General features: G+C 69.1%; 11 protein-coding genes. 1 reads left to right on the forward strand and 10 read right to left on the reverse strand.

The features are described from left to right. Positions 1–112: 112 nt before the first annotated feature. From WMF28_RS15380 to WMF28_RS15425, 10 genes are all read right to left on the reverse strand, one after another. Positions 113–2,266 (reverse strand): DEAD/DEAH box helicase, encoded by a 2,154-nt coding sequence (locus WMF28_RS15380; RefSeq protein WP_437602986.1) that lies wholly within the window; start codon positions 2,264–2,266, stop codon positions 113–115. After that, a complete protein-coding gene (gene brxD, locus WMF28_RS15385; protein WP_437602987.1) occupies positions 2,263–3,621 on the reverse strand; it encodes a BREX system ATP-binding protein BrxD in 1,359 nt (452 codons plus the stop codon). Before brxD ends, WMF28_RS15380 begins: the two co-directional genes overlap by 4 nt. Then, entirely contained in the window at positions 3,618–6,410 is a 2,793-nt protein-coding gene (gene pglZ, locus WMF28_RS15390) for a BREX-2 system phosphatase PglZ (protein ID WP_437602988.1), read from the reverse strand. Before pglZ ends, brxD begins: the two co-directional genes overlap by 4 nt. Beyond that, on the reverse strand, positions 6,407–10,105 hold the full coding sequence (locus WMF28_RS15395) for a hypothetical protein (RefSeq protein ID WP_437602989.1): 3,699 nt from the start codon (positions 10,103–10,105) through the stop codon (positions 6,407–6,409). The genes pglZ and WMF28_RS15395 overlap by 4 nt, the downstream gene beginning before the upstream one ends. After that, complete coding sequence (locus WMF28_RS15400; RefSeq protein ID WP_437602990.1) at positions 10,102–10,452, reverse strand: hypothetical protein; 351 nt, start codon at positions 10,450–10,452, stop codon at positions 10,102–10,104. The genes WMF28_RS15395 and WMF28_RS15400 overlap by 4 nt, the downstream gene beginning before the upstream one ends. Before the next feature lie 238 nt (positions 10,453–10,690). After that, a complete protein-coding gene (gene darG / locus WMF28_RS15405) occupies positions 10,691–11,725 on the reverse strand; it encodes a type II toxin-antitoxin system antitoxin DNA ADP-ribosyl glycohydrolase DarG (RefSeq protein ID WP_437602991.1) in 1,035 nt (344 codons plus the stop codon). Positions 11,726–11,738: 13 nt separating this feature from the next. After that, complete coding sequence (gene darT / locus WMF28_RS15410) at positions 11,739–12,371, reverse strand: type II toxin-antitoxin system toxin DNA ADP-ribosyl transferase DarT (RefSeq protein WP_437602992.1); 633 nt, start codon at positions 12,369–12,371, stop codon at positions 11,739–11,741. A gap of 18 nt (positions 12,372–12,389) precedes the next feature. After that, complete coding sequence (pglX, locus tag WMF28_RS15415; protein ID WP_437602993.1) at positions 12,390–15,974, reverse strand: BREX-2 system adenine-specific DNA-methyltransferase PglX; 3,585 nt, start codon at positions 15,972–15,974, stop codon at positions 12,390–12,392. A gap of 13 nt (positions 15,975–15,987) precedes the next feature. Continuing rightward, positions 15,988–20,406: a protein kinase domain-containing protein gene (locus WMF28_RS15420; RefSeq protein ID WP_437602994.1), complete on the reverse strand. Its 4,419-nt coding sequence runs from the start codon at positions 20,404–20,406 to the stop codon at positions 15,988–15,990. 11 nt (positions 20,407–20,417) lie between these two features. Then, entirely contained in the window at positions 20,418–21,146 is a 729-nt protein-coding gene (locus tag WMF28_RS15425; RefSeq protein WP_437602995.1) for a hypothetical protein, read from the reverse strand. 297 nt (positions 21,147–21,443) lie between these two features. Here WMF28_RS15425 and WMF28_RS15430 point away from each other — a divergent pair, with 297 nt between their 5' ends. Next, a complete protein-coding gene (locus WMF28_RS15430) occupies positions 21,444–22,748 on the forward strand; it encodes a hypothetical protein (RefSeq protein WP_437602996.1) in 1,305 nt (434 codons plus the stop codon). The last annotated feature ends 1 nt before the right edge of the window (position 22,749 follow it).

A 22,749-nucleotide genomic window follows, 5' to 3' on the forward strand; every position in this document is an offset into this window, starting at 1 on the left:
CGATTGGCCGCGCTGCCGAACGACGCGGCGCAGATCGTGCCCACATGCGGCGGCGCCACGACCTCGACCGCTCGGGTCCCAGAGCCGGAACGCGCCCCTCAGCGCGATCCCCTCATAAGATTCTCGTCCGGCCTGTCTCAAACCTGTTGGCATCCTCCGCCGTTCCCGATCCCCCCACACTCTGCCGTGCCCCCTTTACATCGAGCACCCCGGCCACCAGAAGCTCGCGCATCAACCTATCCGGTAAGCACGGTTGAAACTTCGAAACCCTGCTCCGCCCCGTCCCCTCCGCATGCCGCAGCGCATCCTCCTCCGTCGGCTGCCCCGCTGCCCGCATGGCCGAGAGCACCTGCTGCACTCGCACGATGCTCTTGCCCGCCTCGCCCTTGAGCGTGATCGACTGGTTCCGACTCACGCACTGTCCACCGAGCTCGGCTTCCAGCATCCGCACCAGCAACAGGTTCGCCCCCCCGCCCGCGAACGTCCACCATGTGATCCCGTCCTGGCTCTCCAGCACCGGCGCCGCTTCGGCCCGCAAAAACGTGTGCTCCGTTCGCATCATCGAAAGCACGTTCCGAGCACGAGGAGACCAGCTGGCGTCCTCTGCGTCCTCCACGAGGACGCGCCGCATCGCCTGGCACAGCTCGTACCGAAGGTGCTGCGGCCCTCCCGCCCATCGAGGAGGCCGACCAGCAGACGCCGGCCTCACCGCACAAATTCCACGCTTCCAGTCGATCGACAGGATCTCCCAGGCGCGCCCCGCAAGCGTGAAGCTCGCCGGCTCCCGGTCCGAGTCGAGCGTCATCAGGAACAGCGCATCCACCGTCCCGATCTCTTCTGTGTTCGAACGGACCGTCACGAGCCGCGGCACATCGAACACCGCGTACAGCTCGCGGAAGTTGGCGCGCCCGTAGCGCTTCTCACCCTCGACTCCGAGCCAGAGCTTCCCACCTTGCTCCGACAGGATCGTCGTATCCAGCATGTGCTGGACGATCTCCGACCGCTCCTCCGCGCTAATCCCGTCGAACGCAGTGGCTCCTTCGAGCCATGCCCACCAATCACCCCGGCCGATGCCGCTCGCCTGGATGCTCAGACCCATGAGCTGGTGCGCGAGAATGTGCGTCGCACGGCGGCTCGGTCGGACATCTTCGATGAAGCCTTCCCGGTACAGCCGGATGATCGCCGCCGCCTGCAGGACTGCCATCTCCTTCGTCACCAGAAAGGTGCAGTTGGGTACGGCTCCGTCGCGCCGTCCGGTGCGGCCCATGCGCTGCAAGAAGCTTGCGACGCTCGGAGGGCTGTCAATCTGGAGCACATGGTCGAGATCGCCCACGTCGATACCGAGCTCCAGCGCGCTCGTCGCGACGATGACGCAGTCCCTTCCCTCCTGAAAAGCGCGCTCCGCGTCGCGGCGCTCCGGAAACGACAGCGATCCATGGCTGACGAACGCCGTCACCCCAAGCTGCTTCAGGATGTGGCCGAGCCCCTCCGCCGTGCGCCGCGAGTCGACGAAGACCAGCCTCTTCTTGCCCGGGTGCAGCGCCTTCACCACCATCGCCGCGTTCTCGAGCGTCGCCACGTAGTCGAGCGCCAGATCCGGGGGGATCCTGGATCCCTTCGGATCGACCACCTCTGCCACGCGCTGCGAGCTTCCCTGGATCCAGCGCAGGATCTCCCCGGGGTTCCCCACCGTGGCCGAAAGGCCGACCCTCTGCACATCGCGACCACAGTAGCGCGTCAGTCGCTCCATGAGCGAGGAGAGGTGTGCCCCGCGGTCATCGGCCGCGAACGAGTGGACCTCGTCGATGACGACCGTACGAAGACCGGCGAACAGCTCGCGGGTCGGCACGCGCGGGCTGATCAGCATTGCCTCCAGCGACTCCGGCGTGATCAACAGGATGTCGGCGGGGTCGCGGAGGAACGCTTTGCGCGCGCTCGGCGTCGTGTCGCCGTGCCACTTGAAGGAGCGGCGCCCGACGAGGCCAGCGAGCTTCGCCACGCGCTCTTCCTGGTTGTTGAGGAGCGCGCGGATCGGCGAGAGGTAGAGAACCGACACCGGGCGCCAGTCCTCGGTATCCATCGAGGCGAGGAGCGGGAAGAACGCGGCCTCCGTTTTTCCGCCTGCCGTCGGCGCCAGGACGACTGCGTTCTTCCCGTCAAGCACAGGGCCGATCGCGGCCTCCTGCACGGGGCGCAGCGCGCGATAGCTCAGCGTGTTGGCGATCTGGTACTGAAGCGCGCTCGAGAGGCGATCGAAGGCGCTCATTCCAGCTCGCCTCCGCGGCCTCCCTTCCGGTCTTCACCTCCCAAATCGAGCGCGATGTCGGCGACCGTGCGGATGACCCCGGCGGCGTCGCGCTCCTCATCGTTCATCTCGTTCATGGCCACGACGAGCTCGTAGTGAACGAGCGGATCGAACTCCGCGTGCTCGTCCACCTGATCGAGCAACCCCACGAGGCGCTTCAGATAAAGGCGCGGAGCTATACCCACCTTACCACCGAGCTTGCCAGCGACCCCGCGCGCAAGGCTTACGAGAAGCGCGTCATTCACGTGCGTGGCGATGCGTGCCGGGTGGTCCGACGGGTAGAGATCGCGAACCCGCCGGCCGACCTCGACAAGACGTTCGAAAGAGAACGGCTGAAGCCGGATCTGCACGGCGCGGGCGCTGTCGAATTTCGGGTCCTTTGCGAACTCCGTCTGGAGCCGCTGCGCGAGTGGCGGCAGGCGCTGAACGCCTTGCATCCCGTCGAAAAACTGAGGCGTGCCGGTGATGAGCACGTAGAGCCCCGGAAAGCGCCCGGCGCTCAGGTCGTCGATGAGCTGTCGTAAGGCGTTCAGGCTCTTTTCGCGGCTGTCGGCGCGCACGCGCTGGATCGTCTCCACCTCGTCGAGCACGAGCACGAGCCCTGCGCGCCCCGTCTGCTTGAGCAACTCGAGCAAGCCCCGGAGGAAGCCCGCGGCGCCGTCATGATCCACGTCGCCCTTGAGGCCCGCCGCGCGCTTGATGTCGGCGGCGACGTTCGGCTGCCCCATCAGCCACGCGACAAGGCCCTCGGCGATCGCGTGCTCCTCCTTCACCCGCGCCGCGTGGCACCGCCGCAGCGCGGCAGCGAACTGCGGCTGGGTCGCGCTCACCGTCGCGAGCCGCTGCTCGAGCAGCTTGCCCACCGCCTGGCTCACCGCCTCGGCGTCGTTCGCGTCGGTGCCGGGCTGGGCGATCACCTCTTCTTCGAGATTGTAGAACCAGCGGTCGACGAGCGAGCGAAAGGCGCCAATCGACCACTCCTTCGTCTGAAGGCCCTCGATGGCCCGGCGATAGACCGTCTCCATCCGATAGAGCGGCGTGTCGGACTCCGAGATCTGCACGAGCGTCGTCGCGAACCCGCGCTGCCGCGCCCGGTGCTCGAGCCAGCTCGCGAAGAACGTCTTGCCCGTCCCATACTCGCCACGCACCGCCTTGAACTTGCCGCGTCCCGATGCCGATGCCTCGAGCTCCTCGTCGATCACCTTTTCGAAGGGGTCGAGCCCGACCGCGAAGAGCTCGAGCCCATGCCGCGGGACGGCTCCGAGCCGCAGGGAGTCGACGATCTCACGTCGTTTGAGGGGGCTCTTCGGGGTCACAGCTTCACCTCGAACTGCTGCGCGAGCTTCTCACGATCGAGGTGAATCGTCTTCGCCGCCGCGTCATGGCGGATCACCTGATAGCCATCGATGTTGAGGACCTCTCCGAGCTTCGACACCACGCCTCCAATGCGCCACACGGCCACGTTCATGGCGCCCGCGAGGGCGGCTTCGGACGCTACCCCCTGGCGCTCCAGGAGGAACTCGACCGCTTCGATGATCTGCCTCCGGTCGCTCGCGGCCTTCTGCAGCGAAGCCAGAATGGGCGAAGACGCGAAGGCCGACTGCCTGGCCGCCGGCGCGGGCGGCGGCGCCGGAGGCGGCGGGGCGAGCGCCGGGAGGACGAGCTGTGCCTGGGTTGCCGGCTTCTTCGGTCGGGCCGGGCTCTCGATGGGAGCTGCATCCGGCACGACGATCGGCGTGCGGACCTCGAGATACCACCAGGGCGGGATATGCGCCGAGCCCACGTCGAGCGCCCGATCGTCATGCGCCGGCGCTCCGAGATCCTCGCAGCCGATGAGCAGACATGGCGCCACCACCTCGGCGAGCGTTGCCCCGCCGTGCTCCCCGGCGTGCGTCGCGCCACCGTACCGCGAGGCGTCGTCCGCCAGGAGCACGGCCCCATGGGCCCCTTTGGGGCTACAGATCGTGTCGCCGCGAAAGCCGACCTCGTACGGTGCGAGCACCTCGTCGGCCGAGGTCCACGGGCGCCAGCGCGCCCCCGCGTCCTTGTAAGACCCCTTCGAGACGAGGCGGTCCGCGGGCACATGACCGTGGTCGCTCGCCAGGAGCACCGCGCGGCCCGCCTCGCGCGCGCGCTCGAGCAGCTCCGGCAGCGACCTGATGCTCTCCACCGTCCACGCGTGACGCTGCTGCGGATCGCCCTTGAGCGAAGAGTCGATGGCGTTGATCACGATCGCCACGACCCGCCGGGCCCTGTCGGCGACCAGGCTCAGCGCTTCCGGTGAGGCTGAGCCCTCGAGTGTATGCCCTTCGCCACGCAGGAGGAGCTTCGGTACTTCGGCGCCGCCGAAGAGCTTCTTCACGTCGCGATGCTCGGCCCATCGCTCCACGTCCTTCGAGGTATTCCACGCCGCGCCCGGTGGCAGGGCCTTTCCTCCGAAGAACGCCGCGCGGCTCACGTCGGTCATCGTTGGAAGATTTGCCAGCACAGCCGGATAGATGCCGTCGCCGATCTTGCCCTTCGACGAGCCGTGCCAGGCCAACGGCCCCCAGGGCACCGTGCGGGCGCTGAGCGATTGCAAGAGCTCTACGGCCTGCGCCCACGCCATGCCGTCCATCAGCAACACGAGGAGCTGCCGCGAGGCGTCGTCGTCGAGGAAGCGGACAGCGATCCGCTTCACCGCCTGATCGATCGGCACCACCTGCGCCGAGGGGCGCCCGGCATCTACCCAGCTCGACAGCGAGCGGGCGAAGCGCCGATCCAGCTCCTGGCGCGCGTCATCCGCCGCCGCGACGACCGCGTTTGCGCCCTTGCCGAACCCGTCCTCCGCGGTCCCGCGCGCACTTCGACGAGCCCAGTCCACGTAGCCCCCCTCGGCGGCGTACCAGCGCGCGAGCAGCTCTGCGTCGCCGTGCGGCGTCGGCGGGCCCTGGAGATCGCGGTCCGGCCGAGCTGCGAGCCATGCCGCGAGCCGTACGGCCATCTCGGCCCGCGCGATGACCACCATCTGATCCGTGTCGGCGTAGAAGGCGTGCCCCTCGAGGCCCTTGCAGACCGCCGCGGCGCGCCCGACGCTCTGGGCCGATGGCGCCGCCGCCGCCTCGGCGAGCGCGCGGCCGAGCGCGGCGAGCCGAGCGCGCCACGCCGATGGCAACCGGCGATCGCCGGCGAGCGCCTCGCGCACGTCGGCGTTCTCGACGAGCGCGTCGGCCGCCTGCACGATCGCGCGCGCCGACGCCGCGCCCGCCTTCTGCTCGACCTGGCGGAGCGCCCCGTCCGCCGAGGCCCCGAGCGCTCCGGCCACCGCGGTCATGGCGCCGTCGTTTGCCACGTCGAGCGCAGACCGGGGCGCCAGGCTCACCCACATCTTCACCCCGGCGTGCTCGCTCGACGCCAGCGTTTCGAACAGCAGCGCATACGCGAGGGGCGTTGTGCCTCGCCCGCGCTCCCAGGCCTTCCACACGACCGGCCCCGCCTCGCCGAGCTGCGCCTTGAGGTACGCGAGGAGCTCGTCCCGCACGCCCTTCGCCGTCGGCCCGCTCATCGCCTCGACGAACTGCGCCCCTCGCTGATCGAGCGCGGCCCAGCTGAGCAGCGTGTCGAGACCGAGGCCGCCGGACACGTCGATCCGCCAGACCGCGCTGAGCCATGCGTTCCACATCGCCGCCAGGGTCAGCCGCCCCGCGGGCACCTTCAGGGGAGCGGGCGCCGACGTCGTGAGCAGGTACGTCGATAGCGCGCTCTTCCGGGCCTCCCCTTCGATTTCGTTGGCGCCCAGGAGCGTCATCAGGCGCGCTTCGGTGCCGATCCGGAGGATCTTCCCGCTCTGGGCGAAGCGACCGGCGAGATCGATCGGGATCTCCGTCGCCCACGGCACGAGGAACGCGATGCGCGTTTCCTCGTCGCCGAGCACCGGCATGCGCTCGCGCAGCTCGAGCTCACTCCGCACCGGCACGACCCGGAGCGGCGGCATGTTCGGGAAGCTCAACTGCTCTTCGATCCCGGTCCCGAAGAACGCGAACAGGTGCCGCTTGCGCTCGTACCGGTAGAGCTTGCCGATCTGCTCGGTGATGTCTCTCTGCGTGAGGCTCGGGATGTCGCTCATCCCTTCTTCTTTCCGGCGAGGGTCACCGTTCCGTGCACGCGCACGTCATCGCCCGCCGCGTCGAGCGCGCCCTCCACGTCCGCGAGCAGGGCTCGCAAGCTCGCGAGAACGGCCTCTCGCCCCCGCCCCTCCAAGGTTTTCTGAAAAAGGACCACTTCCGCCGCGCCCGCGCCCGCGCCGCGCCCGCCGCCTCCGCCGCTGATGTCGAAAACAAGAGGCGGGGCGAGCAGGCGTTGCCCCTCCTCCGCAAGCGCGCGCAGTCGCGGGGCGAGCGCCTCGTTGACCTCGTCCTGGCGCAGCGCCTGCGCCACGTTGTCGTTGACCGTCTGCGCTCCGGCCAGCTCCGCGCGTCGGGCCTGAAGCTGCGCGAAGACACCGAACACCAGCGCGTTGTCGAGCACGCTCACCGTCTCGGCGGCCGAGCCCATGCTCCGCCCGACCGCTTTGGCGCTGGTGTCGAACGTGGCCCCGGCGAGCAGGTTCACCTGCTCCAAGCCGCTCTTCTTCTGCAGGCTCGCGCAGAGCCGATCCGCGGTGATCGCCGTCCGCAGCCGGTCCGCCGTCTCCGGCTCTCCCAGCGCGACAAGGCGTGCGCGGAGGGCGCTCGGCAGCTTCGCGGACGCCGCGGCCACCGCCGCGAGCTTCTCGGCGAGCAGCGACTCGAAGCGCTTGAGGTTGTCCGCGTGGAGCGCCTTGCCGGCCAGCGCGATCCCGAACGTATCCCCCGCGACGACGAGCGCCCTGGCCCAGTCCGCGTGCCCCGGGAGAGGCGGCTTCTCGAGCACCACGTCATCCGGGATCTCCTGCCCGGCCTTCGGCTCGAACGGCTTGTCGAAGCGCACCAGGGTCCGCGCGGCCCAGCGCGCGTAGCAGCGGACGATGAGGTCGAGGGCGTCGACCTGCAAACCCATCTTGTTGCTCTCGTCGATCCAGCTCCGGATCTGGCCGACCGTCGGGATGTCGACCGCCTTCTGGCTCCGCTTCTTCTCCAGCTCCTGCAGGGTCCGGTCCTCGACGAGATGGACGGCCGTCTCGGTGACGCGCACGAGGCCGAGCTCCGAGAGCGTGCCGCTCATCTCTTTATATAGATCCCGGTCCGCGGCGATCCGCTTGTCCTCGGCGTCGATAATCTCGCCGAATTTCTCGACCAACTTGACGATCCGCGGGCCGGTCAGCGACGGGGCGAAGTGCGGGTGACGCGGGTAGCGCGCGGCGAGCACCGCGGGGATGTAGGCGTCGAGCGCGTCCGTCAGGTTGGCCGCCAGGGTCGGCTGGAGCGTCGCGCCGGGCATGAGCAGGCGCAGGTGGTTCTCCACGCTGCGACTCGGGTCGAGATCGCCTTCCTTCGCGCGGCTCAAGCCGTAGGCCTGCTCCAGCGCGCCGATCAGGCGTAACGTCTTCTGGCTGCGCAGGTTGCGGAGGTCGAGCAGCGCGCGCGCCTGGTTCTCGACCGAGAGGTGGGCCACCGCCTGTCGCTCCGTCTCCTTGTTCTCGAGGAGGTGCTCGATCACCACGAGCTCGCCCAGGAGGTCGTTGATCGACCTCGAGAAGAAGCTCGGGATCCACGCGAGCGTCCACGTCCCGTGGGTCTTCTCCACCAGCTCGTCGAGGACCCGGAGGTCGTCGTTGGGGCCAAAGTCCTTCTCGTCGAACGGATAGTCGACCACCAGACGCCAATCGTCATCGGCGGGGCAGAGGAGCTGCTCGTCGCCGAGCTTGCGCACGTTGCCGAAGCGCAGGTGTCCGGGGCGCTTCGTCCCGCGCCAGATCTGCACCCGGTCCTTCCCCCAGTCGGCGATCTTGTCGACGCCCATCGCTTCGAACAGCAGGTCGCGAATTACCCGCTGCCGCCCGCCCGGCGTGTCGTGCTCGCGCGCTTGCTGGAGGATCGGTGTCAGATCGACGCCTTCGAGCACCAGGCGCACCACCGGATCGGCCTGCGTCCCGACGTGGAGCTGGCCCACGGTGCTGCCCCAGGTGCGCAGCTTCTGGGCGACGATGGTCGCCTCGGCGCCCGGGATCGGCACGCGCAGCGTCCCGTGGTTGAGCTGCGCCAGCTTGCTCGCGGTGACCTCTTTGAAGGCCGCGATCTCGGGGACGAGCGCCGCGACGATCAGCGTCTTGATCAGCCGGTTGTCGAGGCGACAGGCCTTCTCCGGGCAGTTCGAGCAGCCGAGTCGCACCGGGTGCCCCGGCCGGAGCCGCTGGCAGCGATCCGGCGTCGTCGTCCCGTTGCCCTCCTGGATCATCGGGAGGAACTGGTAACGGTAGATCTGCTTCGCCGCCTCGAACCGCGCCTTCATCACCCCGTCGGCCGGATCATCGCCGCCGGACAGGACATCGAAGAGATCTCCCACGCCGACCACGTCGCCGAGGCGGAGATCTTCGATATGCTCGACGAGGATTTCGAGCAAGAGCTTGATCGCGGTGCGCTCGCGCTGGAGCGAGTTCGAGAGCGCGACGAGCGCCTCGACGAGGACCGGGCTGAACGGGTAGAGCAAACGGAAGGCCGTGGCGTCATCGCGACCGAGCAGGGTTTGCCACGACGCGCCCGAGGCGCGCTTGAGCTTCTCGAAGGCGTCGTCGAGAAGGCGTCGCGCGGCGTCGTCCTTGTGCTTGAGCACGCGCTTCTCGAGGATCGCGGGCAGGTCCCGGTCCTCGAGCGCGATGGTGTCGTAGCGGCCCTCCCAGTGCTCGAGAGATCGGTGCAGGCGCGCCGTCTCAGCGCCTGCGTACTGGGCGCCCACCATCTCGGCGAGGTTTCGCTGCCGGGCGATGAAGCTGATGATCGGGATGGGCCGCTGCGCTTCCTGCGCCTCGACCAGCTTGACCATCTTCTGCGTCTCGTTGTGCAGCCAGGCGGCCTCGGAGGCCCGGTGGGCCAGCCAGAGGATGAGCTCGTCGAGGAAGAGCACGATCCCCTCGTATCCGAGCCCGGCGGCGTGGCGCGCCATCGTGCCGAGGCCGCTGTCGAGATCCACGAAAGCGCGGCTCTCGTGCGCGTAGGCCTTGAAGCGGGTCTTGACGAGCGCGCTGAAGAGCTGCTCGCGCACTTTGGGGTCGGCGGAGGTGGCCGCTTCTTCGAAGCGCTCGCGGCTCCAGACCGTGACCTTGCTGAGCTCGCCCCAGCCGGCGCCGGGCGCGACGCCGTCGTTCATCGGACCGAAGAACCGCGCGTCGCCGAGTTCCTCGAGCATCCGCCGGGCGTCGGCAAAGAGCTGCTCGTCGGCGAAGAGCCCGGGCACGGTGGCGTCGGGGTGGTGCTGCCGGACATGGTCGACATAACGGCCGAAGACGGCCGCCTCGATGCTGTCCTGTCCGACCATGTGGAAGTGGAGCTGGAGGAGCTTCTTCTTCCCGATGAAGCCGTGCGGCTCGCGCAGCGCATGGAGCGTGGGGATCCGCCAGGCGTCTTCTTGCCCCTGCAGCAGGAGCGTCAGGAGGGCCATGAAGTGCGACTTGCCGCTGCCGAAGCTCCCGTGCAGGTACGCGGCCTGGCTGCGCCCGTCGCGCAGCGCGGAGCCGACGAGGCGCAGGGCCTGATCGAAGGAGGCGACGAGGGCCTTCGTGACCACGTAGGTCGAGGCCGTCTCCTTCGGCTGCTCGATGCCCTCGGTCAGCTTGAGGACGAAGTCGCCCTTGCGAACCTGGTTTGGCAGCAGGAAGAGATCGCGGACGCGGGTCGGTTCGGTCATGGCTTTCTCGGGCTTTCCAGGGGCGTGCGGGGGGAGGGGAGGAATCGACCGTGCTCTGGAGCCGGTGGACGGCGAGGCCAGCGATGAACTTCTCGCAGTTGTGGCGATTGACGACCAGCAGCCGAGGATTGAGCCATTATCTGCTCCAGCCAACGGGTGGTCCACTCGGCCAGGGGGGTCGCGGTCCGCCGGGCGTGCACCTCGCGGGCGTGCTGCTCGGCGAGCCCGGCGGCCAGGGCCGGCACCTGGGCCCGCGCCAGGAGATCGGGCAGCAGCGTCTTCTCGAGCAGCCGTGCGAGCGCGGCGGTGAGGCTCTCTTCGGCTCCTTTCTTGCGCCCGCCGGCCATGAGGTCGACCCTACCACGAGCCTGGCCAGCGCCGGGTGGCCTTGGCCGATGCCCTGGTCGTGCCGGCGCACCATGTCCCGGCCAGGAGCGTGGCATCGACGAACGCCCACCATCGCGCCCAGGGTGCGCGCTCTGGCGTCCGGGCTGCGCCTCGCTGTGGGTTGCACTCAGGCTGCGTGGGCGACGGACTCATGGGTCGCGACGTTGCGGCTCGCCAGCAGGGTCACGAGGTCGAGGGTTAGAGCCAGCCCTTTGACGCAAGGACGTCCCGCGCGAGGCGGATCTGCTCGGGGGAGAAGCGTCGCTTTTCCTCGTTCCAAGCGTGGACGGCGCCGACCGTCGCGTCGGGCTCGGCCGTCCCCTCGCGCGTCGAGACCCAGTGCACGGTGGCCAGGAGCTCCAGCCCGAATGGCGTCTCGAACCCTTCGACGAGATCGGCGACGCGATCGAAGCGGCCACGCGTGGCGGCATGCTCCGCGAGGAAGGCGGTCGCGTTCTCGATCGCACCGGGAAGCAGGTCGAGCTGCTTGTCCGGCGCGTCCCCCCCATCGGCGTAGCCGCGAACCAGATGACCCTCGATGACCGCGAGGACCTGGCGAAGGTTCTCGGCATAGGGCCCATATCGGCCCTTCGTATACCGAAGCCGGAGCGGCTCCCCTGCCTCCTGGGCGAAGTACATCAGTTTGTGCACCTCGAGCAGGGACACGAAGGGGTCCATCAGCCCGGCGAGGTAGCGATTCATGAGCCCGAGGAGCGCTGCCCGGCCAGGCGTCATTTCCGGCCGCCTGGTCGCCCGGGCCAGGTCGCCCGCCGCCGGCGCGCCCGCCGGCTCGAACAGGAGGACACGCACCTCGGAAGCTGCTGCGAATGCACGCTCGATCCGAGGACGCACGTCGCGCCAGGCGAGTCCGCCCAGGCCGCATCCGAGCGGAGGCACCGCGATCGACCGAATGTGCCGGCGCTCGACCTCGGCGACGAGCGCCTCGAGCCCTGCCTCGATGTCCGAGAGCCGGCTGTTGGCCCGCCAGTGGCGCTTCGTGGGGAAGTTGACGATGTAGCGGGGGTTCGTGAGCTGCCCGGTCTCCACCACGAGCATGCGCCCGGGCTGCACCTCGCCGCGTTTGCATGCTGCCTCGTAGACGCGGAAATTCTCCGGGAACGAGTGCTTGAACTGCAGCGCGATGCCGCGGCCCATGAAGCCGACGCAGTTGACGGTGTTCACGAGCGCCTCGGCGTCGACCTTGAGGATGTCCCCTCGCGTGAGCTCAATCATGGCTTTCAATGCCTCAATAGTACCAGTGCGGCTGGACGGCCACCGTTGGCCGATGGACAGCCGTGGCGAGCAGCGTCTCGACCTGCACCTTCAGGGTGGACGACTGAACCCCGACAGACCGGACGAGCGTCCACGGCCACCACTCATGAACCAGGAACTCCGCCTGCTTTGCCTCCTTGACCGCTTGATTCCGGAAGTCCGTCGCGGCGATCGCTTGCCAGTCGAGCTCGTCCAGCCGCGCAACGTCGGCTCGAAACGACGTGTACACAGCACCCGCGTTCGACAGGCTGAACGCCCAGCGTCTACGGTTCTGCTCAGCCCATGCGATCACCTCATGAAGATCGGCCTCCAGGTGGACGATCGGCCCCTGTCCGCCACGGTAGCCCAGATCCGGATGGTTCCCGCAGTGGATCACGAACAGCATGATCGAGCGTGGGCAAAAGTAGAAAGGGACATAGTCGCCGACGTACGTCGGGGGGTGACAGACGACGGGCAGACGGAGCCGGCGTCGCTTGATATTCGACATCCCGATCCCCGCGCTCGGGCCACCCCGCGCGATCATCGCAGCGTCCGAGAATAGCCCACCGTTGGCTACGATGGAGGCGAGGTTCCCCACGTGCGTGATGTGGTAGATCTTCGGGGTCACCGGTGCCGGGCTCCCGTGCTACTCATCGGACGCGCTCTCCTCGGCGTCCTCGGTCGCGGGCTTCTTGCGCTTGCCGGCGGCCTTGCCGCGCCGCTTGGCCTCCGGGCGCCAGGCGCGGAGATCGTCGCGGGTGAGGCCGAGGCTGCGGCACTCGCCGTCGAGGAAGCCGTCGAAGAAATCGCCGAGGCGCATGCCGGAGAACTCCTCGCTGGGCTCGTTGTGCCACTGCTTGATCCAGGGGAGCAGCTCGAGCAAGCCCGCGAGCATCGGGGTGAGGCGGTCTTTGCCCCAGGCCTCTTCCTGCTTGCGCTTCTGGTAGAGGGCGGCGAGCGCCTGGGCTTGCTGGAGGTGGTTCCAGCCGGCCCAGCCGTAGACGGGCTCGCCGTCTTGATCGCTCTCGCAGCCGGGGTAGCTGATGAAGCGCTCCTTGGGGACGTCGAGCTTGCCGCGGAGGCGGTAGTAGACCGGGTCGCGGTAGTCCTTGGGGTCGTATTTCGGAGGGACGGGGATCTCACCGACTTTCTCGCCGGCGTCTTCGCGACGCTGGAGATCCCAGGTCTGCTCCCAGATGGCACGCTTATCTAGACCTGATGGTGAATGTCGAAGCGCTGCCATGTAGGCAACTGCATCGGATTCAAGTAACGTCTGCGATGCCGCGCCTTCAATTTTCGTCTTGGTGCGCCTCCCAATTTCGCTCGGTCGGACCGGGGCAATGTCGTGCATCTCACATTCAATGGAGTCGAGTAGCCACTGGGCATGCCGTGTTTCATCGTGATTTCGGCGAAAGGCAAACTCGTCCAAGTTGTCATCCGTGTCCCGCCACTGCCGCTTGTAAAGTGGCTGTTCGAGCATCGTTAGGTCTTCGCTTGCCCGTAACTCCGATAGGCGGCACGCCCAAAGAGATTCTAGTGCCGACGACAGACGGTTGATGGGGGGCACTTCGGCCTCATGGAGAGGTACCAGGTGATCACGCCGACGCACGAAGCTCTTCCGTGGAACGAGCCGCTCGCACGGCCTGTCGCCACGTGGACAACGTGCGGCCGGCGGTGGCTCCCCGAGGACCGCGTCGGTCGCAAGACCGAATAGATGATAAACGCGCCAATCTATTTCTTCCTGTAGAACGACCATTTGTTCGCGCAGGTCATCAAATTCTCGCCACTTGCTCGTCGGCAGCGCGGTGGAGGCTGCTGGGTTGTTGTCGTGAATTGCGGCCCAGCGCATTGTGGCCAGATCCGTTAACCTTCGCGCGGCATCGGCCAGTATTTTATCGCTTTGGATACCCGGAGGTACTGGCAGCTCCTGTAGCGCCGTTCCTGCGTGTTCATAACGATTGCGTTCTGGTTCTGGATGCGTTTTGTGTTCGGCTGAATTTTTGGGCTGGAACACCTGCTTCATCCAGAAGCACGCCGTCGAGCTGTTGAGGTACGCCAGCAGCGCGAGGTGGTCGTCCTCGGTGGCGGTCTCGGGGAGCTTGATGATGGGCGCCGAGCGGTTGAAGACCTTGCCGCCGCGGTCGAGGACGAAGTGGTTGTGCGTGGCGACGAAGGCGAATGTGATTGTTCGCGGAGTACGCAGCTTGTCCGCCGTCAGTCGGCCGAACTCGTACCATTTGATGCCACTTTGGATTTTTGTCTTGCCGCCGAACAGTATGTTGTTCGATAGGTTTGTTCGGTGGGGCCATAGAGCAGTTAAGGTTGGGTCTGACGGCCTCATGGGCAAGAGGTTGTCGTCGTAGGGAAAGAAGGCATCGTCAACTTCGCCGATGGACCAATCGCGAATCACCTCTCCAATAACCATGGCCCGGAGCCGCGTCTCGGGAACGTTAAGCCTTAGCCACGCCCCCCTTGGTCGAAGGTAGACGTCGTCCTCGAGAGTGAATGATGCGATTCCGATGTTGTCTGTGATTTCGCCAAGGCGCGCCTTGGCTCGTTCCTCAAGCAACTCCTTAAGCTCCGCCGCTCCGCCGCCGCCGAGGCTCCAAGGGTGCTTTCCGAGCGTCAAACGCGCCACCCGGGCTACCGACATGTAGTCGTTCTCGAAGGCTACCTCGCTCCAGTTGTCGGCGATGCTCCGCCAGACAAGACCTTGCTCCGGATCCTCCGGGGTCGTCGGCTCACCGCGCTTCGCCAGCACGGCCAGGATGTCCGTTCCCTGGGCTGCCTCGCCAGTTCCGAACAGCAGGACCGTTGGCGTTCCATGCCCGGGGATGTACGCCCCTGAGGTGTTCACGATCAACTCAAGGTTCACCGTCGGTAGATACTTCTCGATGAGCTTCTTGCCGAACTCCCGCTTCATGAAGGAATTCGCGGTGATCATCCCGACACTCCCCCTTTCACGTGCCAGTTGGAAGAAGCGCTGCGCGAACGGCGCGGCGAGCGAGTACTTTCCCGCAGCGGCGTCGTACATCTCTCGGTACCGCTCCCGAAGTACCGCATCCTTCACCATGATATAAGGCGGGTTCCCCACCACCGCCGCAAATCTCCGGTGCAGCACTTCCCGCGCCGCCCCCTCGTCTTCCAGCGCATACGCTTGGCCCGCCCACGCCTCCGCCGACTGCCCCTCGATCTCCAGAAAGCTCGCCTGGGGCGCCTGCGCGTTGTGAAGCAACGAATCCGCGACCACCAGATGCAGCGGCAACGCCGGCGCTCCCGCGAGCCGCTTGAACCCCGCCTTCTCCAGGTACGCCAGGGTCAGCCGGAATCGCGCGATCGCCACCGCATACGGGTTGATATCCGCCCCATACACCGCATCGAGCGCCTTCCGCGCCGCCTCGCGCTCGCCCAGCCCCGGCTCCGCGTGCAGCCGGTGCTCGTAGAGCCGATCGAACGCTCCGAGCAAAAAGTGCCCGCTGCCGCACGTCGGATCGATCACCGTCGTCTCGTTCAGCCCGAACCGTTCGATCGCCGGCTCCAGGGTCCGATCCAGGATGAACGACTCCACGAACCTGGGCGTCTGGAGCAGCGCATACCGCTTCTGCACCACCTCGTTCAGGTCCTGATACAGGTCTCCAAGAAACCGCGTGTCCTCCTGCCCAAAGCGAAACGTCGGCGCCTCCGGATCCGGCAGCCGGAACAGCCCGAGCAGCGCCTTCGCCGCCTCCGCCGAAGGTGTCAACAGCCATACCGGGTTGTGCTTCGCATCGAACAGGTCCCGCGCCGCCGGAAAGTGGCTGAGCTCGCGAAAGACCGTGAGCAGATAGTCCCGCTCCCCGAGCGACGGGGCCAGATCGAGGAAGATCCGCTGGCTATCCGCCGCGCCCGGCCCCGCGAGCCGCGCCCCGCCCAGCAGCCCCCGGTCCTCCAGCGTCCGGACGAAGACGCACGAGAGCAGCCACGCCGCCGCGACCTGGTCCACCAGGTTCGTCTGCCAGACGACGAACGGATCCGCCGTCCGCCGCTGCTCCTGCTCCACCTTGTGCCGCGCTTCCAGCGCCGCCGTGACCGCCGCCGACCCTCTCGCCCGCACCAGCAGATCCTCGGCGAGCTGCTTCAACACCGGCCTCGCCGCGACCAGCAACCGGGCGCTGTCGAGCGGCGCCTTCGGATCGCTCTGCCCTTCAATCTCCGTGGGGTTCTTCTGCGTGCTCTGGCGTCGGGCGGCCATGGTCGTTTCGCTCTCAGGCGGCGGCGTTGTGCTTGTTGGTGAGCCAGTAGGGCGAGACCCACAGGCCGTCCGAAGGCAAAATCCCGCGGATCGGGAGCTCCTGGTTGATCAGCGGCAGTCCGCCCGCGTCATGCGCCGGCACGAGCAGGAAGATCGCCGCCGCGTCGCGCTCCTTCGACGCCTCGATCAGCCGGCTCAGGAAGCCCGTGAGCCGGTAGCGCGCGAGCAGCCCCGGCGACACAAGCACCAGCGGCTTCCGCGGCGGCAACAGCCGATCGGCCACCTCGGCTGCGGCCAGCTCGGCGAGGTGGATCAGGTTCGGCCACGTCGCCCCCGCCGGCCCCTGGCGATCGGCGTCGTGGACCACCGCCGGGTTCACCCCGAGCTTCTCCATCTGCCGGTTCATCGCCCCGATGAGCTCGGTGTCGAACGACGTCGGCTCCGTCCCCGCGCGGCGCGCCAGCATCAGCGCCGCCTGGCTCGCCGAGTCCGCGAGCACGCCCAGCACCCGGAACAGCCGGCGGTCGAGCGCGTGGGCGATCTTCTCGTCGAACGCGCGGGCGTGGATCGCCTCCGCATCCATCGCGAGCGGCCGCCCCGTCGGCGCCGTCGGGAGCCGCGGCAGCGCCGCGCCCGTCGTCGCATGGCCGGTGCGCTGGCCCTCGCCCGCCCGGAGGTAGCAGCCCGCCGCCCCGTTCCAGACCAGGTCGTGCGCCTTCAGCAGCGCGTCGAGCTCCGGCCTCTCCGGCAACGCCGCGGCGTCTGGGTAGCGCGCGCTGACCCGCTTCTGGATCTCCTCCGGCGGCAGCCCGCTCACCAGCACCGCCGCGCTCAGGGCCAGGGCGCGCTCCGGCGGCAGATCCCGCGGGTAGATCTCGAGGCGGGTCGAGCGCGCCGCGTGCCGGCTGGCCGCCGCAGCGACCTCGGCGAGCCGCTCTCCGGCCAGCGCCGCGAGCGGGGTGTCGCGAACCACCTCGGCAAAGCAGCGCGCCGCCTCGCCCGGCGAGGCGAGGATCGTCCGGCCCGCCAGCTCGTCGGCGACGCGACCCAGCGCCTCCAGCACGGTCTTGAGCGCCTCGTCGGCGAGCGCCCAGATCGAGCCACCCGAAAGGCGCATCACCTGCAGGCGGCCGGGATGCCCGTGCTCGACCTCATCGATGATCCGGAAGAGCGCCGCCGCGCGGGCACGGGAAAGAGGCTCTGCGACCGCGCGATCGTGGGGCAGGCGCGCGAGGATCGCCTCGGCCGCGCGCGCGATCGGGAGGGCGCCGCCGGCCTCGTCGAGGAGGGCGTGGCCGAGATCGCGCAGCTCGCCCAAGGCGCCGTGCTTCGCCCAGGCCGCGCGCGCCGCCCCGAGCGCGAGGTAGATGTTCGCGGTCGTGACCTTGTGGTGGGCCGAGACCTCGCGCACCGTGACGTCGAGGCGCGACGTGAACGGCTCGGCGAGGCCGTAGAGCGACGTCAGGTACGCCGTCCGCTTCTTCGCGGCGGGCAGGAGGGCGGCGATCCACGCCTCGAGCGTCGGCGGGCGGGTGCGATCGCCGGCGGCCCGGCTCTCCCGCTCGATGAGCTGGGTGAGCTCCGCCGTCTCGAACCCGGCCCGCCGGACGACGGCGTTGACCTGCGCGGCCGGCGCCGCGGCGACGGCGAGGAGGCCGTGGAGCCCCGCGTCGCCGAGCGCGGCCACCAGCGCCGGCGCGAGCTTCGTCGTCGCGAGGTGGACGTCTTCGCCGCGGTAACCGGCGGCGAAGAACGGCGTCGGCGCCACGGACGCGAGCGCCTCGAGCGCCTTCAAGCGGTTGCGCAGGCCGAGGATCTCCACCGCGACGCGGCGGCCGACGCCGCGCACCGACGAGATCCGGTTGTCGGGGAGCTCCAGCAGATCGCGGGCGGACAGGACCCCGGCCCGATCGAGCGCGTTGCGCGCGCGGGCGGAGAGCGGGAGGGCTTCCGCCGGGGTCTCGGGGCGGATCGCGGCGAGCTGCTCGGGCGTGAGCTCTGCCGGCTCCGGGGCCGCGGTGGCCTGCTCGGCGGTGGGACTCCGCGCCGCGCCGGCGGCGGCGGCCGAGGGGCCGGCGACCGGCGCGACGGCCGTGGCCGCGGGCGCGTCGAACCCCGCCATCGCCACCCAGGCGCGCCGCATCTCGCGCGCGGAGGAGAAGCGCAGCTCGGCGTCAGGGGTGAGCGCCTTCTCGAAGAAGACCACGAGTCGGTCGCGGACGGCCGGATCGAACCGCTCCGCGGCCAGCGTGGTCCTGGGGACGGCCGCGCCGTCGGGCGACGCGCCCTCGGTCACGGTCGGCCGCACGCCGGTGAGCATCTCGTGGAGGGTGACCGCTGCGCTCCAGCGATCGGCGGCCGGATCCCAGGCGCCGCGCTGGCGCAGGAACGGGTCGCGGTAGGCCGCGGTGCCCACGCCGAGCTCGGTGAGCGGCGCGAGGCCGAGCGAGAAGTCGAAGAGGGTGAGGTGCACCGCGGCTTTGCCGGGGCCGCCGACGCCGACGTTGGCAGGCTTGATGTCGCGGTGGATGATCTTCTTGTCCTCGAGCTCTTCGAGCGCCGAGAGCAGGTCTTCGCCAAAGCGGCTGGCGTAATCGAGCGACACGGTGCCTTCGAGCGCAAGGAAGCGCTGGAGCGTCTGCTCGCCCGCGAACGAGAGGAGCAGGCAGGCGCGATCGGCGATCGAGCGCTGCTCGACGACGCGGACGATGCGCGGGTGCTCGAGCTCGCGGAGTATCTTGGCCTCCTCGACGAGGCGCTCGTCGTGCTCGGGCGCGAGGCTGACCTTGAGCGCATAGATCCGGCTGTCCGACGCGCGGAGGACCTGGAGCGCGCGGGAGCTCGCGCCATAGCCGAGCACGGCCTCGACGACGAGGCCGCCGGCGAGGACGTCCCGCGCGCGGGCCTCGAGCGGGTCGAGCTCGATCGCCTCGGGCACGGGCGCCCGGGGGGTGATCTCCGCGAGGAGCAGCTCGATCCACTCGCCGGCGTCGTCGTAGCGCAAGGGGACCGAGCGCTTTGTCGCGGCGATGATCACCTCGGCCAGGTTCCTTGTGTCGACGTCGTCGTCGACGGTGCGCGGATCGAGGTGGTGCTCGCGGGCGAGGCGAGCGTCGAGATCGACGACGCTCGCGGCCGGAGGCCGCCCCGTGAAGATGAAGTACGCGAGCGCGCCGAGGCTGAAGACGTCGGATACGGGCGTCGGCCCCCCGGCTTCTTCGCGCAGCTCGGGCGCCTGATAGACCGCCCAGGGCGTCGAGGTGAGCGCCGACCAGTGGACGGTGCTGCGGACCTGCTGGCCGGCCCCGAGCTGAAAGTTGAAGAGGCACGTTTGCAGGAGGCCTGCCGAGTCGCGGCGCACGAGCACCGCGTGCGGGCCGAGCGCGCCGTGGCGGACGTCCTTCTTGTGGCAGTAGGCGAGCGCGCGGGCGATCTGCTCGACCAGGGCGACCCGCTCGGGGAACGGGAGATCGGCGTTCTGGCGGAGGAACGCGTCGAGCGGGACACCGCCCTCGAACGCGTCGAAGAGGACCGTGGGGCCGAGCGGTGCGTCGGTGATGTAGTCGACGAAGGTGAGCACGTTCGGGTGCTCGCGGACGCCGTAGAGGAGCTGGGACTCGCGGTCGGCCGCGCGTCGAAGCGACTGGCGGCGTGCGACGGTGGTCTGCTGCGGGACGAGGTAGACGCGCGCCCGGCGGCTCAAGCCCGGGGTGTCGCGGTGGGTGGCGAGGCGGTCCTGGTACCCCGAGGGAGCCGAGGCGTCGTCGTCGGCGCCGCCTGCCTGGAAGATCCCGTCGTCGAGCAGCGGACCGAGCTCGTACGCGCCCGCGTAGAGCTTGCCCTTGCGCTTGCGGATGCCGATCGCGGCGAGCGCCTGGGCGATGTCCGCGGCGAGCGGCTGGTCGATGCGTTCGGCGCGCCAGCCCGGCGGGGCACCGGGAAATTCGTGCCGGGTGAGCGCGGCGAGGAGCTCTTTGCGACCGACGACGGCGAGGCGGCCGTCGCTCCCGAGGCGCACCTCGGCCTCGGGGCTGCTGAGGAAGATCAGCGGCTCGACCCGGGGAGCCCGGTCCGGATTCTTCATCTTCGAGCGCAGGCGGCTCTTGAGGATCTTCGCTTTGAGGTTCGCGAGGCGGAGCGGTGGCTCCATCCAGCGTCGGAGCCCGTCCGGCGGGGTGCGATACCAGTCGACGACGTCGCCCTCGTATTTGCCGGGACCGCTCTTGATCTCGACGAGGTAGAGCGCGGAGTACCCGAGCACGAGGAGGTCAATCTCGTAAAGGCGCCCGGTGGTCGGCTCGAGGAGCTCGACAAGGCCCCAGATGCGGTACGGATCGGAGCTCGGCAGCTCGCCTATCGCGAACTGGATCGCCTCCACCTCGTGGGCGTGGGGCGACTCTCCCACCAGCTCGATTCGCGAGGTTGCGAGCATGTCGATCTCCGTCAGGGCGCGGCGGCGGCGCGCGCCCAGGTGGCGTCCTCGGGCGCGGCGTCGCTCGAGAGGACGAGGCGGCGGCCCGCGCTGATCGTGGTCTTGCCGGCGGGCGAGGCGAGGGCGGTGGGATTCTTTGTGTCGTTGAGCAGGGCGGCCCCGAGGGCGGCGAGCTGCCGGTGGGCGGGCGGCGTGGCGACGCAGACGACCTGGTCGGCCCAACCGAGGTCTTTGTCGGCCGCGAACGCGGTGACGACGGCGGCGACCGCGCTCGGCCCCACGACGAGCAGCTTGTCGGTGGGCGCGATCGTGCCGAGCTCGGGCGGGTCGAACTCTAGATCCCACGACGATGCGGCGGCGAGAACGGTCTCCCGGACCCCCTCGGGCGGCGCTTCGGCGAGGACCTTGCGCCAGAGCTCCTCGGCGTCGAGGGGATCGAGCGGACTCCACCCGGCGCCGAACGCCTCGTCCTCGGCGGCCGCTCGGAGCGCGAACACGTTGCGAGCGCCGAACGCGGCGGGCCAGTGCGCGTCGGCGTCGCGCAGCAGGAGGTCGAGTCGATCCGCGGTGGTGAGATTGCCACGGAAGGCGCCCCATTGCGCGTCGGCCTCGCTGCCGAAGCGGCGGGTGGTGGGCGCGCGCCGTTCGACGAAGCGGAGCGCCCGGAGCGCGGCCGTGTAGTACCGGGCGCGGTCGGGTACGTCAGGCTGCGTCGTGGTGGCTTGCGTCGGGCTGCTCATCGTGCGCTCCCCTGCGTGGTGCCACCATCACGGCCGGCTGGCCCGCGGATGGCGGCGAAGGGGCGCAACACTAGCCGCTCGGGTGGACGAGGTGAAGGGCGTCCAGGCGATCGTCGTTTCGAGGCTTTCTGGAAAACGCGACCGGGGGCCGCGCCAGCCCTGGTAATCTTGGTGACGGCGACGGTACCCTCGTCCTCCGGTCGCGGCCGCGCGACGACGCGCAGCCTCCAAACGATCGTTCCATCGGCTCCGCGCCGACCCACGCCGAGCTTCCGTGCGCTTCCCCTGATGAGGACCATGGCACCTTTCCTCACCGATCTCGACGAGCGCGCCGTTGTCAAGGGCTCTCGCGACCCGCTCGGTATCCAGGCCATCTGGACCCGCCTCGGCCGTCACGTCATTCACAACCTCACGACCGTGAGCAGCTCGGTCCGCGACTTCACGACGCTGATCCTCGGCTACTGGTTCGTCGAGCGCGTCGCCGAAGCCGGCGCCAGCGGCACGGAGCTCGCCACCTTCCTCAAGTGGGAGCAGCTCGCCGCCTATGCCCGCGCCGCGGTCAACGAGGACTTCTCCTTCCGCGGCGTCGAGCGCGTCGCCCGGAGCCTGAACGAAGGTCCGAAGATCACCCTATCGGCCGACCGGTCCTGCCAGATCCTCAGCGACCAGAAGACCTACGGCCTCTGGGGTCTCTACACCGTCCCCGCGCGGTCCTCGGGCCTGGTCGAGTCGGATCCTCCACGGCTCACGCCCGCAGCGCGGGACTTCGTCGAGCGGACGTACCTCCCCGTGCTCGCGGAAGGCGCGGGCCGGGAGGGCCGCGCGCTCGTCAACATCCTCCGCAATCCAGCGACGCGCCTCGACCTGCGCGGGAAGGACGCGGGCCTGGTCGACGGGGTGGCCCGGATCCTCAAGCGCCGTATCCTCGCGAAGGAGCGCGCGTTCTACTGCGACAGCCTGGTCTATGGTGGCCCCGAGGATCGCACCGGCGGGCTCCAGCGCGAGCTCGCGGGCCTGCTCCTCGATCCGCCTTTCGCCGGGTCCGGTTTTGCCTGGAGCCCGCCCGCGGTCGCGCAGCTCGTCAAGACCGCGCGGACCCGCGGGGGCGAGGCGAGCGTGCTCGCGCAAAAGCTCGATCGGATCCGTCACGCGGAGTCCTTGATGGCGCCCGCCTCGCTGCTCTTCTCGTTCCTGCTGGCTCGAGGCGAGGCCACGACCGTCGAGGTGGTCGCGGCGTTGCGCGAGCGCTGGGGTCCCCGCGTCAGGACGATCGACGTGAAAGGCGTGCAGGCGCTGGAGGCCGAGATCGGCGTCGCCTCCGGTGAGCCTGCAGCGGGAGAGCGCTGGGTGCGGTTCGGGGAGCGGCTCGGCGCCGGCGATTATGCGTCGGCGGTCCAGCTCCTGCTCGAGCAGAACCGCTATGTGATGAAGTCGCGCGCCGGGGCCATTCCGTGGATCGAGGAGCAGGGCGGCCGGCTCGTGGTGCGCTTCCGTGACGAGGGCGGGAACCTGCCGCCGCGCGAGGAGCTGCCCCATCTCTGGCGCTTCCCCTACTTCCTCGATTCGCTGCGGGCGGTGACGCTCGCCCTCAAGGAGGGGTGAT

This window comes from Sorangium sp. So ce590 (assembly GCF_051521365.1).
GTDB lineage: Bacteria > Myxococcota_A > Polyangia > Polyangiales > Polyangiaceae > Sorangium.

Bases quoted from the DNA above. Each gene is read 5' to 3' on its own strand.
- WMF28_RS15380 (WP_437602986.1), bottom strand. From the start codon at position 2,266: ATGAGCGCCTTCGATCGCCTCTCGAGCGCGCTTCAGTACCAGATCGCC.
- pglZ (WP_437602988.1), bottom strand. From the start codon at position 6,410: ATGAGCGACATCCCGAGCCTCACGCAGAGAGACATCACCGAGCAGATC.
- WMF28_RS15395 (WP_437602989.1), bottom strand. From the start codon at position 10,105: ATGACCGAACCGACCCGCGTCCGCGATCTCTTCCTGCTGCCAAACCAG.
- WMF28_RS15400 (WP_437602990.1), bottom strand. From the start codon at position 10,452: ATGGCCGGCGGGCGCAAGAAAGGAGCCGAAGAGAGCCTCACCGCCGCG.
- darG (WP_437602991.1), bottom strand. From the start codon at position 11,725: ATGATTGAGCTCACGCGAGGGGACATCCTCAAGGTCGACGCCGAGGCG.
- pglX (WP_437602993.1), bottom strand. From the start codon at position 15,974: ATGGCCGCCCGACGCCAGAGCACGCAGAAGAACCCCACGGAGATTGAA.
- WMF28_RS15420 (WP_437602994.1), bottom strand. From the start codon at position 20,406: ATGCTCGCAACCTCGCGAATCGAGCTGGTGGGAGAGTCGCCCCACGCC.
- WMF28_RS15425 (WP_437602995.1), bottom strand. From the start codon at position 21,146: ATGAGCAGCCCGACGCAAGCCACCACGACGCAGCCTGACGTACCCGAC.
- WMF28_RS15430 (WP_437602996.1), top strand. From the start codon at position 21,444: ATGGCACCTTTCCTCACCGATCTCGACGAGCGCGCCGTTGTCAAGGGC.